Annotated in this window: 11 protein-coding genes; 9 read left to right on the top strand and 2 right to left on the bottom strand. The window is 38.4% G+C overall.

The window, feature by feature from the left end; translation table 11 throughout:
- Positions 1-122 precede the first annotated feature (122 nt).
- From WKK05_RS22560 to WKK05_RS22520, 9 genes are all read left to right on the top strand, one after another.
- On the top strand, positions 123-1,487 hold the full coding sequence (locus tag WKK05_RS22560; protein ID WP_341525309.1) for a polyketide synthase: 1,365 nt from the start codon (positions 123-125) through the stop codon (positions 1,485-1,487).
- Positions 1,484-4,870, top strand: coding sequence for a type I polyketide synthase (locus tag WKK05_RS22555; RefSeq protein ID WP_341525308.1), 3,387 nt, complete (start codon positions 1,484-1,486; stop codon positions 4,868-4,870). The genes WKK05_RS22560 and WKK05_RS22555 overlap by 4 nt, the downstream gene beginning before the upstream one ends.
- Before the next feature lie 74 nt (positions 4,871-4,944).
- A complete protein-coding gene (locus tag WKK05_RS22550) occupies positions 4,945-6,624 on the top strand; it encodes a PfaD family polyunsaturated fatty acid/polyketide biosynthesis protein (protein ID WP_341525307.1) in 1,680 nt (559 codons plus the stop codon).
- 155 nt (positions 6,625-6,779) lie between these two features.
- Positions 6,780-8,108 carry a condensation domain-containing protein gene (locus WKK05_RS22545; RefSeq protein ID WP_341531159.1) on the top strand — a complete coding sequence of 443 codons (1,329 nt, stop codon included), beginning with the start codon at positions 6,780-6,782 and terminating at the stop codon, positions 8,106-8,108.
- A 169-nt stretch (positions 8,109-8,277) separates the two neighbouring features.
- A complete protein-coding gene (locus tag WKK05_RS22540; protein ID WP_341525306.1) occupies positions 8,278-8,580 on the top strand; it encodes an acyl carrier protein in 303 nt (100 codons plus the stop codon).
- A 316-nt stretch (positions 8,581-8,896) separates the two neighbouring features.
- On the top strand, positions 8,897-10,804 hold the full coding sequence (locus WKK05_RS22535) for a hypothetical protein (RefSeq protein ID WP_341525305.1): 1,908 nt from the start codon (positions 8,897-8,899) through the stop codon (positions 10,802-10,804).
- 74 nt (positions 10,805-10,878) lie between these two features.
- Entirely contained in the window at positions 10,879-11,886 is a 1,008-nt protein-coding gene (locus tag WKK05_RS22530; RefSeq protein WP_341525304.1) for an NAD-dependent epimerase/dehydratase family protein, read from the top strand.
- Positions 11,887-11,985: 99 nt separating this feature from the next.
- Complete coding sequence (locus tag WKK05_RS22525; RefSeq protein WP_341525303.1) at positions 11,986-13,317, top strand: glycosyltransferase; 1,332 nt, start codon at positions 11,986-11,988, stop codon at positions 13,315-13,317.
- Between the two features lie 58 nt (positions 13,318-13,375).
- A complete protein-coding gene (locus tag WKK05_RS22520; protein WP_341525302.1) occupies positions 13,376-14,149 on the top strand; it encodes a class I SAM-dependent methyltransferase in 774 nt (257 codons plus the stop codon).
- A 758-nt stretch (positions 14,150-14,907) separates the two neighbouring features.
- On the opposite strand, the gene WKK05_RS22515 is transcribed toward WKK05_RS22520, so the two are convergent.
- Together WKK05_RS22515 and WKK05_RS22510 are read right to left on the bottom strand one after the other, a co-directional pair.
- The gene (locus tag WKK05_RS22515) at positions 14,908-15,771 is read right to left on the bottom strand and encodes a hypothetical protein (RefSeq protein ID WP_341525301.1); all 864 of its coding nucleotides are present in this window, start codon (positions 15,769-15,771) and stop codon (positions 14,908-14,910) included.
- Between the two features lie 180 nt (positions 15,772-15,951).
- Positions 15,952-16,851 carry an LD-carboxypeptidase gene (locus WKK05_RS22510; RefSeq protein WP_341525300.1) on the bottom strand — a complete coding sequence of 300 codons (900 nt, stop codon included), beginning with the start codon at positions 16,849-16,851 and terminating at the stop codon, positions 15,952-15,954.
- Positions 16,852-16,999: the final 148 nt, after the last annotated feature.

The raw sequence follows: 16,999 nt of genomic DNA, 5'->3' as shown, positions 1-16,999 counted from the left end.
ATAAATCACTGGTAATAACCTTTCTTCCCCCTCTCTCCTCTGTGTTCTCTGCGCCTCTGCGGTTCATTCAATAAAAATATTTTTCACAAAATAAACAACCACCTTTTATAAAGATATAAGCAGTGGAAAAAATAGCAATTATCGGATTATCCTGCCTCTTTCCTGATGCTAATAACCCGGAAGAGTTTTGGCATAACCTTACAGAACAAAGAGACTCAATATCATCTGTTAGTGTTGATGAGATGGGAGTAAATCCCAGAAATTTTTACAATGCTGCGAAAGGTCAACCAGAAACAATTTATTCCCTAAAGGGAGGATTCATTCGTAACTTTCATTTTGATGCTAGCGAATATAATTTACCATCAGATTTAGCAGAAAGCTTGGATAATACGTTTAAGTGGTCGCTGTATGCAGCTAAACAAGCAATTGTGCAGAGTGGCTATTGGGGAAATCAAAATATTCTCTCCAAATGTGGTGTAATTTTAGGTAATCTGTCGTTCCCGACAAAAGCCTCTAATCAATTGTTTGCACCAATTTATCAACAAACTATTGAACCTGCGATCGCCGAACTTTTACAGCAAGAAAACTTTCGTTTAGGAGCTTTCCCATCAGCGGCGAAACCCTCCCCATATAATGCAATGATCTCAGGCTTTCCAGCAGCATTAATTGCTAAATCTCTATCTTTATCTAGTACCCACTTTTGTATAGATGCTGCCTGCTCATCATCTTTTTATGCTATTAAATTGGCATCTCATTATTTGCGATCGCACAAGGCTGATTTAATGTTAGCTGGTGCAATCAGTTGTTCAGAACCATTATTTTTACGAATGTTATTTTCTGGTATTCAAGGTTATCCAGAAAATGGTATTAGTTGTCCCTTAGATAAATCATCTAGAGGATTAATTACAGCAGAAGGTGTAGGAATGGTATTGCTAAAACGATATAGTGATGCCATCAGAGATGGTGATAAAATCTTAGCAACTATCTGTGGTAATGGACTCTCAAATGATGGTAAAGGTAAGCACTTGCTTAGTCCTAGCTCTCAGGGACAAATTTTAGCATTTGAGAGAGCTTATGCTGAGGCACAACTAAGTCCTAAAGCAATTGATTATCTGGAGTGCCACGCTACAGGTACTCTACTAGGAGATACTACAGAATTTAACTCAATCGAAACTTTTTTTGGTCAACATCAAACATCACCTTTGGTAGGTTCTGCTAAAGCAAATGTTGGCCATTTACTTGTTGCTGCGGGCATGGTGAGTTTAACGAAGGCAGTTTTAAGTATGTCTCATGGTTTTATTCCAGCAACTATAAATGTTACTGAACCTCTCGGTTCTGAAAATAGTGTAATTTCCGCCAAAAATATTGTGAGAAATACCACGGCATGGCCAAACAAGATTGGTAATAAATACGCAGCTTTAAGTGCTTTTGGTTTTGGTGGAACTAACTCTCATTTGATTCTTGAACAAGGGGAAACTTTAAAATGATTCTTGAACAAGAAACCATCAGCGAAATAGCTGAAACGGTGCAATCAGCCAAAATTGCTATTGTCGGCATGGATGCCTTTTTTGGTGAATGTAATGGCTTAGATGCCTTTGAACGTAGCGTTTATAATGCTAAACAGCATTTTATTCCCTTACCGCCCCAAAGATGGCACGGAATAGAAGCGCAAGAGAACTTACTTAAAAAGTATGGGTTAACAGATGGAAAACCACCTGTGGGGGCATACATTACAGATTTTGAAATTGATACTTTAGCTTACAAAATTCCCCCGAACGAACTAGAAAAGCTCAACCCACAACAACTGTTACTGCTGAAGGTTTGCGATCGCGCCCTTAAAGATGCGAATATGAAACAAGGGGGCAATGTCGCTGTTATTATTGCCGCCGAAGCAGAACTGGCTGTACATCAGCTACAGCAAAGATGGAATTTATCTTGGCAGATTCAGGATGGTCTCAAGGCTGCGGAAATTGGCTTGTCTGGTGAGAAAGTTACTCAATTGGAAACCATTGTCAAAGATAGTGTCCATCATCAAGTAGATGTTGCTGAATATTTGAGTTACATCGGCAATATCATGGCGAGTCGGATTTCTGCGCTATGGAATTTCACGGGGCCAGCATTCACCATCACGGCGGTAGAAACTTCAGCTTTCAAAGCTTTAGAAGTTGCCCAAATGCTACTGACGACTGGGGAAGTGGATGCTGTAGTTATTGGTGCTGTTGATTTGGCAGGTGGGGTGGAAAATGTCTTGCTGCGAAGCCAATTTGCCAAAATTAACACTGGTATTCATACCTTAAGTTATGACCAGAAGGTTAATGGCTGGATGGTTGGCGAAGGCGCAGGTGCAATCGTCTTGAAGCGTCACGAAATCACCCGACAAAATAATGAACGCATCTATGCAGTTATTGATGCCATTAGTTTCGGGCAGAGTTATTCAAATTCTATAGATGCGGAAACTATTAACCAAACCTGTAATCAAGCTTTCCAGATGGCAGGTGTTCAACCCACAGAGGTTAACTATCTAGAGGTTTCTGGTAGTGGCATTCCTCAAGAAGACGAAGCCGAAATTACAGGTTTACTCCAGGCTTATCCAGGCGGCACAAATGACCTTAACTGTGCGCTTGGCAGTGTCAAAGCTAATATCGGTCATACTTATGTAGCTTCAGGAATCGCCAGCCTGATTAAAACCGCGCTGTGTCTCTATTACAGATATATTCCTGCCACCCCCAATTGGTCTAGCATCAAAACTCCAGAAGTTTGGCAAGCCAGTCCTTTCTACGTTCCTACAGAATCAAGACCTTGGTTTCTCAACAAAGATGGTACACGCAGAGTCGCAGCAATTAATGGTATCGGGTGTGATGGAACTTCTGCCCATTTAATATTATCAGAAGAATCCAACCAACAAGAGCGCAGCAGCACATATTTAGAGCAAATTCCATTTTATCTTTTTCCACTCGCAGCAAACGCTAGCACAGATTTACTCAAGGCTTTAGAGAATCTTCAATTAACTATCGAAAATAGTGACTCTTTATTAGTTACTACTAGTCAAACCTTAGCTAGTTTTGAGAAAGTTTCAGCAGCAAAGTATGCTATAGCAATTATAGGACGCAACAAAAAAGAATTGCTCAAAGAAATCGAATCTGCTCGCAAGGGCGTGAATAAAGCTTTTGAGGATGGCACAGATTGGCTAACACCTTTAGGTAGTTATTTTACTGCTAAACCACTAGGAAAAACAGGCGAAATTGCTTTCGTTTATCCAGCAGCCGTCAATTCTTATATTGGTATTGGTCGCAATCTTTTCCGCCTATTTCCCAAACTCCATGATGATGTAATTATCAAAAGTCTTTATAAACGCGCTGCCGATGTTGTTAAACTGGTGTTTCCTAGAAGCTTGAATAAGTTTTCAACGAAGCAACTGGAAACACTCGAAAAGCAATTGTTAGATGATTCTTTGGTAATGTTTGAAACAGAAATGATCTGTGCCAGAATCATTACGACAATTGTTCAAGATTATTTCCGTATTCAACCAAAATACGTGTTTGGCTATAGCCTTGGTGAAACTAGCATGATGGTTGCTCAAGGAATTTGGAGTAATTTTCATCAAGGAAGTAATGCCTTTAACTCATCACCTCTTTTTAAAGACAGATTATCTGGTTCTAAAAGTGCTGTATTAGAATATTGGGGATTACCAAAAACATCTGCATCAATAAACGATAATTTTTGGATTACCTATGTTCTCATGGCTAATCTATCTCAGGTTAGAGAATGTATTAAACATGAGCAACGCGTTTATTTAACTCAGATTAATACACCAGAAGAAGTATTAATTGCTGGAGAACCAGCAGCTTGTGAACGAGTAATTAAAACTTTAGGTTGTAATGCTTTTCCGGCTCCCTTCGACCATGTAATCCATTGTGAGGCGATGCAATCGGAGTATGAGGAATTGGTAAAACTACACTCTTTACCAAGCCAAAATAGTCCAGATACTGTTTTTTATTCAGCTGGTAATTATCTACCTATTACACTCGATAGTAGCGAAATAGCTCGCAGTGTGAGCAAAGGGTTATGCCAACAACTAGATTTTTCTCGATTAGTTAATCGTGTCTACGATGATGGGGCAAGAATATTTATTGAAGCAGGGGCTGGCAGTGTTTGCTCTCGATGGATTGATAAAAATCTAGAAAATAAAGAACACATTACAGTATCACTTAATCGTAGAGGTGTAGACGACCATACTTCTATTATTAAAGCCCTTGCTAAACTAGTTAGCCATCGAGTTAGTTTAGATTTATCGCCATTGTATAGTGTTGCACAAGAAATTAGCAATCAAAATAAATCAACTATTAAAACAGTTAACTTAGGTAGAAAATCAATTATTGATAATATTTTGAGTACCGAAAATCGGAAAATTTTTCAAGATTCAGTAGGGGATTTGAGAGGCGATCGCTCCAATAATAAGTATGAAAATATCGCTAATGTTCCAGAAATTAAAATCATAGATTTTCTGAATAATCCTGATCAGAATGAGCAGCCAAAAATTAATTTTTATAATCAGCCACAAGAAAACACTATGAAAAATATTGTTGATAGTAACGAAGTTAAAGAACAATTACAATCTTCTGAATCAGATGCAACACAACAGCAAATTTCTCAATCAATTTCGTATCCTGTTACTATACCTCAATCTTTAGTAAATCCAGTTATATCGCCTAATCTACTTAAGACTCAATGTCAAAGGTTGAGCGCCAACAATTCTAGTATTACTAAAGCCCACGCTAATTTATTAGAAGCAAGACAAGAATCTAACAAGCAAATAAGCCAAATCATTCAATTACAACTAACTTATATCCAACATTTGCTCAATCAATAGACATCTAATAAAATTTACTTCTTCTTCTCTGTGTCTCTGCGCCTCTGCGTGAAAATAATCCAAATTTAACTACCATGACAACTGTAAATACTTTAATAAGTAAACACGATAATGGTCTGAAATTTTCTACCCATTTCTATAGTCAAAGCCAACTTTGGAAAGGTGATTTAGATTCTATAGCTTTTGAGCAAAAAGCCATTAAGAATAAATTTTTGATATTAACTCAACCTTGTTACATCGTTAAAGTTGGCGGAAAAATTGGTGTAACTAATGACGGTTATTTATCACCTATTAAAAATGGGACAACAGCAGAAGTAGAACTGCTGACATTTGTGCCACCAATTAGCATTCAACAACTAGGAGACCCCAATTTTCTCTCTTTTCATGGAGTGAAATATGCGTATGCTACTGGTGCAATGGCAGCTGGTATTGCTTCTGAAGAAATGGTAATTGCACTCGGTAAAGCCCAAATTTTGAGTTCTTTTGGTGCTGGTGGTTTAAGTCTAGACCGTTTGGAAGCCGCTATTAACCGCATTCAACAAGCCCTTCCTCAAGGCCCTTATGCTTTTAATTTAATTCACAGTCCCAGTGAACCAGCAATTGAGCGCCGTGCTGTAGATTTATACTTGAAATATCAAGTCAGAACCGTAGAAGCTTCAGCATTTCTCGACTTAACACCGAACATTGTTTATTATCGTGTTGCTGGGCTTGGTTTAAATGACGCCAATCAAATTGAAATCAAAAATAAAGTCATTGCCAAAATTTCTCGTCGAGAAGTCGCTACGAAATTTTTACAACCAGCACCAGAGAGAATTCTTAAAGAACTTGTTGAAAAAGGCTTAATTACTGAGTTACAAGCTAATATTGCCGCTCAAGTGCCGATGGCTGATGATATTACCGTCGAAGCTGATTCTGGCGGTCATACAGATAACCGTCCCCTGGTTTGTCTGTTACCTTCTATTATTAGTTTGCGGGATGAAATTCAAGCCAAATATCAATACGAAACACCGATTAGAGTTGGAGTAGCTGGGGGAATAGCCACACCACAATCAGCCTTAGCTGCTTTTATGATGGGTGCTGCTTATGTAGTGACAGGCTCGATTAATCAATCATGTGTTGAATCTGGAACTTCTCAATATACGAAACAATTGCTAGCTCAAGCCGACATGACTGATGTGATGATGGCTCCCGCAGCAGATATGTTTGAGATGGGAGTAAAACTTCAAGTACTAAAAAAAGGCACTCTGTTTCCTCTACGAGCGCAAAAATTGTTTGAGTTATATAAAACCTATAACTCAATTGAAGAAATTCCTACCCAGGAAATAGAAAAATTAGAAAAGCAAATTTTTAGAAATAGTCTAGAAGCGGTTTGGCAAGAAACAACTAATTATTTGTCGCAGCGTAATCCCGATAAATTACTCAAAGCAACTAACAATTCTAAATTAAAAATGGCTTTAATTTTTCGTTGGTATTTGGGATTATCTTCTCGCTGGTCTAACTCAGGCGAAAAAGGCCGAGAAATTGATTATCAAATTTGGTGTGGCCCTGCAATAGGAAGCTTCAATGATTGGGTAAGAGATTCTGACTTATTTGACCCAAATAATCGCAGAGTCGTTGATGTTGCTCACCATATTATGACTGGAGCCGCATTTTTATACCGCATACAAAGTTTAAAAACACAAGGACTTCAAGCTTCAGATGATTACAATCGCTATTCACCAGTAATTTCTCCTAATTTGTTGAATAATGATTGAGTATTTATAACCTACATTACGCAGGTAAATTCAATTCAGAAAAATCCTGATTTTGATGAAAAAACCTGTAGACATATAAGTTGTGAATCTATTTACTTCTTAAAAATGTGGGTTATAGATTAATAATTCTATTGTTTAAATAAAAAATACTAATGATGATTAACAATAGAAAACTCAGTCGTATTGAGCAGGCTATGGAAACCTTAAATAGCCGTGCTACAACTTGGAATATATTGACTATTAGCCGTATCAATGGGCCACTAAGTAAGGAAATGGTTAGACAGGCTTTAGACATAGTTCAATGTCGACAGCCCCGTCTTAATTATCGGATTATTCGCTCTATGAATAGTCTCTACTTTCAAGCCCAAGGGACAGCAAAAATTAGCTTACGTGTTGTAAATAAATTAGAAGAGGAGCAATGGCAAGAAGTAGTTTCTGAAGAGATGAATGAAGAAATCGATAGTAGTAAAGGGTTATTGCGAGTCGTACTTGTTCCTATCTTAAATAAAAGTAATTTAAGTTACTTGATTACAACAGTACACCATGCGATCGCTGATGGTCTATCATGCATTCAACTTCACTCAGAAATCTTAACCTATTGTCATAAAATTGAAGATGGTGAAATAATTACCCCAGTTACTAGCTTACCTTTGCTTCCATCCAGCGAAGAACTGCTGCCTAAATGGACAAAGGGTTTAAGAGGTAGTATAAGTAGCATAATGTTTTTGTTGAGGCTATCGTTTCAGAGAATTTGGTATCGACCAAAAACATTAGGTTTTGAAAAATACGCACCTATTGTCAAGCGTCGCTCTGATATTATTCATAGACAAATTAGCCAAGAGTTAACCCAAAAGTTTGTCAATCTTTGTCGTCAAGAAAAGACCACAGTTAACAGTGCTTTATGTGCAGCAATGATGTTTACAGTAGCACGAAAAATAATTAAAAATAATACAAAAAGCATACCAGTTAGCTGTTTAACATATCTTGATTTAAGGAGACATATTAAACCTCGAATCAGTGACGAAGAAATGGCTGTATTAGCTTCGTCTCTTATGGGATTTTATACTATAGAGCGAGATACTTCTTTTTGGGAATTAGCCCGACAGGTGAAACAAAAGCTGGAAGCTAGTATTAAGCACGGCGATTTATTTAAGGTAATGTTAATTGCTAACCATCTTATCAATTATTGTTTCATTCAACCCAAGGAAGTAGCTGCTACAGTATCCCTTTCCAATCTTGGCAAAGTAAACATCCCCAAAACTTATGGTGTATTTGAACTAGAAGAAATCAGTTTTGCTGCTTCGCATTCTTTATATGCTGGTATGTTCGTTACCCATGCCTCAACTTTTCAAGGAAAAATGCTGTTAAATTTCGTATTTTCTCAGCCTTCAATTAGTCAAAATACTATGGAGATTCTTATAACCGATTTCCTATCTTGTATTTTCGAAGTTTGCAATTTAGATGGCAATCCTTATTTTACTTAAAATAGGTGTGTTTATTACTCTCCAGAATTATCAATAGTTGGTATTTATTACTAAACCTCTTGTGTTAAAAGACATATTTTTATCTAGAACATAAGTAAAAAATTAGTAATACAATTTCACTCATTTCAGTATAGTTCAATCTCTTTTCATCCAGTTCAGAGGTTTATAAATGAGTCAACCTACTTATAATTCAACAAAGAAGGCATACACAGCAAAAGAAATTCAGGTTTGGTTAAGTACTCAAATTTCTGAGATGCTGGGAATTACACTCAATGAAATAGATGTCACAGCACCTTTAGATAGCTACGGCTTGGATTCAGCCCAGGGGATGCTCCTAGCTTCTAAAGCAAGTAAATTATTAGGATTTAAATTGTCTCCCTTACTGTTATGGCATTACCCTACAATTGAATTACTTTCCCAGCGGTTAGCTGAAGAATCTCAAAATTCTGATTTAGAAATATTTGAAATTTAGAAGCTATTTATTAACAAAATATTTATAAGGCTGTCTCGTAGTAGAAAGCAATTTAAGATAGCCAAAATAAATATTTTTACAGGAATACACAATTTATCTCGGTGCATTACGCAGTTTATATCGCTTTTGATTTGTATAAGTTGGTGGACATATTATTGCTGTCTCTCTACAGCCAAGCTGTGTTTTATCAAATTTAAGATTGCTGTAAAAATTTACTAAATTCAATATCTATTGACTCGAACATTTCGTTGCAGAGTAATTGCATAAATCCAGATATCGCAACATTTAAACTATCTATTGGCAAATTGCAAAAACTATGGAAACAACTGAGATTTTAGCAAATCTTAGACAACAAGGTGTAGAAATTTGGGTGGAAAATGAAACATTAAATATTCGTTCACCTAAAGGAGTGCTAACACCAGATATACAGACACAAATTGCAGCAAATAAACCTGAAATTTTGGCATTTTTGCGCGATCGCCATCTGGCTGATTCTTCTATTATGCCATTTGCTCAGGGTTTAAGTTTGCCAACGATTGGTCGGTTAATTGGAGAAGTCGACGCAGACTTCAATCAAGAATTCAAGCAACCGATTATAGACGCGAGACTAATGGCCCAAAGGTTAATGGTTACTTTTAGACCTCTACCCAAAGGATACAAAAATACAGAGATAATCAAGTTTAGAGATGAGCTAGAAAATAAGTTGCAAGGATATAAAGTGAAAGTTATACCTTGGGAACAAGCCACAATAGACTTCCACTATGAAATCAAAATACCGGGTATAAACTGGAAAAAGAGTATTAAAACTAAAGTAGTTCAAACTGGAATTAATGCTGTCATTGATGTCGATAGACCGCCTTCTTTAAGAAGTGTAGCAGAAACATTTACCGCCGAGAAATTGTATCAATTATATTCTCGTTTTGTTTTGAAAAATCGAAAAATGTCGGTTTCAGGAATTGGTCGATTAATCGGTTGGGCTGAAGAATGTGCAGCTAAATATGTTGAAGATCCAACTAATACTCAAATAATTGTACTCACAGATTTAGAGCAGAATTTTGTTGATTCAAAAACTTCATACCAACAGAAAATTAAAATTGGCTTAAATACTCTTGTCAGGACATTTTCAGAAATTGTAATTGGGGTTTCTGCTTCCAAATTTTCTATTTTAAATATGAATTTGTCTGATTCACTTTTCTCTAGGGATGAAATAGACAATTTTGTCTTAAAATCGCTTATTCCTAAAGTTTATGTTCCTATATTACCTTTGCCGTTAAGCAAATTTAAATTAGAAAAGTTTCACCCTCCTGAATCAACTTATGCCAAAAAGTTAGTTAGCTTAAGTAAGCAGCTAGCAGATACAAATCTTTTTCCGCCTGGCTCTAAGCTAACTGAAGTGATTAAAAGACAATCCCATAGAGATATTGTTAACATCATCGTTAATGGTAGAACTGGCGTTTCTTACGGCTTTGTAGCTTATGCCGAGCCACCATCTTATATTGGTGAAATTGAAATAAACGAACACGAGTGGCAAAACCTATCATCAGTTACCGGATTCAGTATTAATGAAGTCCGTCAGAATGCGATAGGGAGACGCTATTTAAAAACTCTAATAGGAGCAGAATATAAATACAAGCAAATTCCTGATATTTGGATTTTAAGCGCTCGTTCTGGCTCAAATAAAATTAATTTGAACCTTGAAAGTGACATCTTGAGAATTGGTTTAACAGATAGGTTATTACTACAGTTACCGCAGGAAATTGATCCACAAGTAGTAGATATAAAACCTTCTTATGATGTCTATGTAATGGTTGCTATTAGTCTAGCTGCTGCTTTGTACACGCCAGAATTAATTAAAGATGGTGCGCCAATTATTCATTTCCACGGCTACCCAGCATTTGAGTGGTTTAAACCTAATGAATACTGCGTTGGAGTAGATAACCCCTCAGTACCTTGTGGAACCTATGAATCAGGAGTATTCAACTTTCTGGGTATTGCTAGCTTGGCAAGTCAACAGATGAAAAATCAGGCGTTAATTAGTTTGGTAGAACCAGATCATGGCACAAATTTCATAGCCCATGATTTGGAGTATCTAGTCAAAAGATTGAAGACTGGTTGTGCAGAGGGACAAATTGAATTAGGTGGAAAACATTTTGCTTCTCTAAAAGCGAAGCTAGGCGAATACGGAATTGACAGCAGAATCCAGCAGTCTTCACCAAAAAGCTAAATTCAGAATTTTCCCTTCTTTTTCAACAAAGCTTTTTACTTACAGCACACTAACAAACTTAGTCTCTAATTGTTATGAACCTATCTGAAAAAAGGCTTCTGATATCGGGAATCGGTGGCCCTATCGGCTTGCGGGCTGCTGAGTTAGCTATAGCCAAAGGCATCAAAGTTCGTGGTTTAGAACGTTCCGCAGATAAAGCCGAAGCAGCGCAGAATTTGGGTGCTGAGGTAATTTTAGGCAGTATCACCGACTCTGCTATTGCCCAAAAGGCTTGTCAGGGAGTGGACATTGTTTTACATACAGCAGCAGTTGCCAAAGAAACTGGGTCACTCAAGTATTTTCGTGAGATAAATGTTGGTGGCACGGTCAACATAGCTAAAGCTGCCAAGAGTGCTGGTGTAAAAACCTTAGTTCATCTTTCAAGCGTTTTAGTGTATGGCTTTAAATATCCCGATCGCGTCACAGAATCTGGCCCCCTCTCTGGCGAAAATAATCCCTTTTGCCAGTCAACAATAGAAGCTGAAACAGCACTATTTCAACTGAATTCCCCACCAGATTTTGGCATTGTGATCATTAGATCAGGAGATGTTTATGGCCCAGGGTGCATCCCTTGGATAGTGCGACCGCTGCTGTTGATGCGCCAAGGATTATTTGCTTATGCTAACGATGGTCGTGGAGTGATCAATCATCTATATATAGATAACTTAATTGATGCGATCTTTCTGGCGATCGCCAAACAAACATACGGTGAAATCTTTAATATCACCGATGGCGAAGAAACTTCGTGGAAAGAGTATTTTACACGTCTTGCCGAAATTGGCGATGCACCAGAGCCGATTTCTCTACCAGCGAGTGTCCTTAAATCTGTACTTTGGCAGCAAAATTTAGCCAATAAGCTTTTAGGTAAGAAAAACGCTATTCTCCCTGAGTCAATAGATTTTGTGACTCGCCCTTACGCTTATTCTATTGCCAAAGCCCAAAGCATATTAAGTTATCAGCCAAAAATCAACCTAGAAGAGGGAATGCGACGCACACAGGAATGGTTGGAACAAACTAATATCCAAGAGTTGATTGAGCAATGAAATTAGACATTGCTGGTTAGAAGTTGTCTCTCCAGCAGCGACTTGGGGAGCCGCAACTGAAAGGTTAGAAAACTTGAAAATAAATTAAGAGCGTCTACTATGACTCATTTTGGGGTTCTCTGTTTGGCATCAGCTGGTCACCTTAACCCAATGACCACGTTGGCTCGTGAACTACAACAGCGCGGACATCGTGTAACTTTATTTGGAGTTCCTGATGTTCGACCTCAAGCACTAATAGCAGGAATAGAATTTTGGCCGATTGGCGAGTCTGAGTTTCCGGCGGGAAGTATGCCCCAATTGTTTGCACAATTGGGTAAGTTGAGCGGATTACCTGCAATGCGTTACACCGTCAATTGGTTCAAGCAGGTATCTACTATGACTTTCCGAGATGTCCCACCAGCAATTAAGGCGGCTGGTGTAGAAGCATTACTCATTGATCAAGCGGTCGTCGGTGCAGGGAGTATTGCAGATTTCTTAGATATTCCCTTCGTCAGTGTTTGCAATGCCCTAATGTTCAATCAAGAAGAAGGTGTTCCGCCCTTTGTCACACCCTGGAACTATAATCCATCACTATGGGCGTTACTACGCAACCGAGTCGGATACTCTGTATTCAATCGCATCCTGCAACCAATCCGCAAAGTAGTAGAAGAATTTCGCCAAATCAAAAATTTGCCTGCATATACCAGCTATGATGATGTCTACTCGAAGCTGGCTCAAGTAAGTCAGCAACCGCGCGAGTTTGAGTTTCCCCGCCGCGATTTGCCCCAGTCATTTCATTTCACTAGCCCTTTTATTGATGCAGCTTGTCGAGAACCTGTATTTTTCCCTTTTGAAAAGTTGACAGGGCAACCACTGATTTACGCTTCGATGGGAACATTACAAAATCGCCAACAACATATTTTCCGCTGTATTGCTGAAGCTTGTGTGGGGTTGGATGCCCAATTGATAATTTCTCTAGGTGGCGCTCTTAATCCAGAATCTCTGTTAAAAATGCCAGGAACGCCTTTGCTCGTTTCTCATGCACCCCAACTAGAATTACTTAAAAAAGCCACTCTGACTATTACTCATGCCGGACTAAATACCGCCCTAGAATCTCTCAGCAATGGTGTGCCAATGGTTGCCATTCCCATTACCAATGATCAGCCAGCTGTAGCAGCCCGCATTTCTTGGATTGGTGCGGGAGAAGTTTTGCAGCCATCAAGCTTAAGTGTTCCTAAATTAAGAGCAGCTATCAAGCGAGTATTGAGTAAAGTTTCTTACAAAAACAATGCAATTCGGTTACAAGAAGCTATTCATCTAACCAAAGGAGTTAGCAAGGCTGCTGATATTATTGAACAGGCCATAACTACTGGAAAACCTGTCTTGGCTCAACGATATCTTCAGCAGGCAGTTTTGTCTTCAAATAATAAAGCTTTTGCAAAAGTCGATTAATAAGCTCAACAGCATTCAAGTTGCATCTGTTTACAAGTAACCGAATTTAAGACGAACCATGAAAGACAAACATAATCTTCTCCAAAATCTATTGGGCAAGAGTAACTCTATTGCATTGAGCGAAGATTTAGAGAACCTTCCTTTCACATGGGAACGCCTAATTCCCAAACAGTTAGCCAATGATTCAGCAAGCCAAAAGCTTTTTGATATTCATTCGCGACGCTACGAGATTGCCGCGCGTTACGTAAAAGGTAAACGGGTTTTGGATATCGCCTGCGGTACAGGATACGGCAGCCAAATACTTTGTCGCGCAGGTGCTTCTGCTGTTGTAGGGGTCGATATCTCCCCTACTACTGTGCAGTACGCTAAGAAGCATTACCAAGAGCCTAATGTGCAGTTCGTCCACGCCGATGCTGAACAGTTTGAGTGGCCAGATTTGTTCGACGTTATTGTTTCCTTTGAAACGATAGAACACGTTCCCCATCCCGATAAGTTACTCGCTCGCCTCCGTAGCCTGCTGGCTGTTGGGGGCGATTTGCTGCTGTCAGTACCACTGGGTGAAACCCGACATCTTGACCCCTACCATCTCCATGCTTTTAGTCAGGAGGATGTATTTGCATTACTGAAGACAGCTGGCTTTGTGGTAGACCAATATCATTGTGATAATTTTCAATTAACTCGAAGTGATCTTCTTCACTGGAGAGAACTTTATCCAGCAGCCAGACCATCTCTACGCGAGCAGTTTTTCACTCGTAGGGGATGGCATATCCTACGTGACTTTCTTTTTAAAGGCGCTATTAATGTGCCTGAGTTAATGATTGCTGTCCGATAAATAGTTAGACATAGCAGTTTTCAAACCAGCTTAAATAATTCATAACTATCAATTTCTCATGAAAAGAGAAGTTAACATCCAGGAGACAGAATATTCTGTTTCCTGAATTTTGTTTTCAAAATGTACTATGGCAATAAGTTGCATATAGCTTGCAATTGAGTATTTCATTAATGTAATATGAACACAAATCTCATGAAATAGAAAATTACTAGCGTTATCAAATAGCTAATGCTATTTAATTACTACTCCAACGTTATTAAAAAAGTGCGCCTTAAAATAATGTGAGAAAAGCACTTTTAGAAATACAAGAGGTATTTATTTGGAATCAATATCAACGCAGGGCAAACGCATCTAAAGTATAAGAATCCTTTAATAGCAAGGGTTTCGGCGTTTTTTAATTTAGCCTATTTTTTCATCAAGATCCATGCCCAGCAAAGGTTTCAGAAATACCGTGCGTTCGCCCTGAATATCAACGTCTCTTCATGGTACTTTCAATACTATTTACAAACCATTGCAATTAGGGAAAGCGCTAACCTCTTACAAATTCCTGTTCTATGCGATTTTCGGTTATTGGCTGAGTTTGCGAACTGATATGGCGATCGCATTCCATAAAAGCTGAATTTTAAATTAGAACTACTCTATTATTTGTGTTTTTGTGGTTTTAACAACCAAAGCGATCGCCTTGACGTCTCGCAGAGACTGAAGGTGGTAGCAAAGGCGATCGCTTCGTAAAATCTGTTTAACAGATAGCTCAAAAACTATGATGCATTTACCCAAAAATCTGCCGTGTTAATTTTACCATTGCGATTGAACTGCACCCAAATTTTATATGTTCCTGGCTGAGGAAAGTTTGTCACAAACTGCACTTGTCCATCTGGGGTATTTTTTACAGCATGAGCGTGGATATAATCAGATACTAGTATTGGAAATGAGCTTTTAATAATAACTAAATGCCCTTTCTCTCCTAAGTAGGGTTGTAAATCTTTAATCGGCTGATTATTAGCATTATCTTTTAAATCAAATATTAAAGACACTTCCTTACCAGCCTTAATAGTTGGTTCAGAAGACTTGAAATTTACTTTAGTATTAGAGACTATCTTACTATTATCAAATTTTTCTAAATTTTTAGGTAGTGGAACTGAACCAGGAATTGTCAGTTTCATTAATGACACTGATTCATTTTGTCCTGATGGTTTATAATCGCTGATAAGTGTATAGTTGCCAACACTGGGAAAAGTAGCATTCACTTCAAATCGTCCATTACCTTTGTAGATAGGATGAATGTGATCAAAAGATTGTAAATCATCTCTAACTACAATTAAATGCATCAGATTTTCCTGAAAAGTGTCAAAATTATTGATATTCTTGCCGCTAGAGTCTTGGATATCAATCACTAAAGAAACAGGCTGATTAGGAGTAATATTTTTAGAAGTAGTTAATTTAGCCTGGGTAGCAGTTTTTGAGTTATCTTCCTGATGTGGATTTTCTGTTGAATGTTCATGAGGAGTCTGAGTCAACTCACTACTAGAAACCTGTGCTTCACCAGATTTCGGAACTGAGGAGCAACTTGAAGTAAAAAATAAACTAGCTACTACAATAATTTCTGTAAAATATCGCTTCATGATTTGCTTCTTATTCAATATCAATCTCCGCTTCAATTAAGATTAAATGTTTAATTTTGCCACTGTAAGTTAAAAAAGCACAGTTATTTTATACTGGAAAGTTATGATTGCCGGAAGCCGACGCTCACAACTTTCTGTTGTGTTTTAGTGGCTTTGTGATTTTAGCCAGACACGCCTAAACTAACGTCTAATATCCAATATTCCTTGATCAGCATCTAAAGTTACTTCTATACCAACTGGTAAGGCTGCATTTGGGGCATCGTGACCAAAAGGTAAGTTAGAGACTATGGGAATTCCTAAATCACCTAAGCGATCGCGCAAAACTTCTTCTATGCTAAAGCTAGGCACGTTAGGCGGCGCTTCACAGCGAGTAAAGCCCCCCAAAGCAATCCCACGAACTTTTGCCAGTACACCACTTAAACGCCACTGTGTCAGCATTCGGTCAATGCGGTAGGGGGCTTCTGTGACATCTTCAAGTGCTAGAATCACACCATCAAGATTTGGGAAGATTGGTGTACTTAAAAGATGAGTTGCTACTGTCAAATTACCTGGTAACAAAATTCCTGTAACAACGCCACCGCCCCAACCACAGCCATTGAGAGGTTTGAGGGGACGACCTTCGAGCCAATTGAACAATCGCTCAATTGACCAATCTGGCTCATCTGCAAACGTGGTCAGTACGGGGCCATGTACGCTAGAAATTCCTACTGTATAGAGGCTCCAGAGAATAGCGGTGATATCAGAAAAGCCAATTAGCCACTTTGGTGTTGCCGAGTTTTGTTGCCAATGCCAATTTTCTAAAATGCGGGTACTGCCAAAACCACCTCTAGCAGAGAGAATACCGCGACAATCGGGATCATTCCATGCTGCTGCTAATTGATTACGGCGGTTTTCATCTGTCCCAGCTAAGTACCCCCATTTATCATCTATCTTAGGGAAGATTTCTATTTTATAGCCACGCGATCGCCAAATTTCTAAACTCCGCCCAAACGCCTCTAATTCTCGTAAAGCACCACTAGGGGCAATAACTCGTAGTAGGTCTCCAGGTTTGAGGGGTGCTGGCAGGATTTTAGATTTCATCAATGATCCGTTAGTCGTAAAAGTTACAAATAGAGATTTTTAATCATAATCTACGACTATAGCGGTTCTTGATTACCTGCGATATATTCTTAGTTTGAAAATTGGGCATGGGGCATTGGCCATTGGGTATTGGACATTAAATTATTCT

Source organism: Nostoc sp. UHCC 0302 (assembly GCF_038096175.1).
Lineage (GTDB): Bacteria > Cyanobacteriota > Cyanobacteriia > Cyanobacteriales > Nostocaceae > UHCC-0302.
This window is presented reverse-complemented; position numbering and strand designations above follow the sequence as displayed.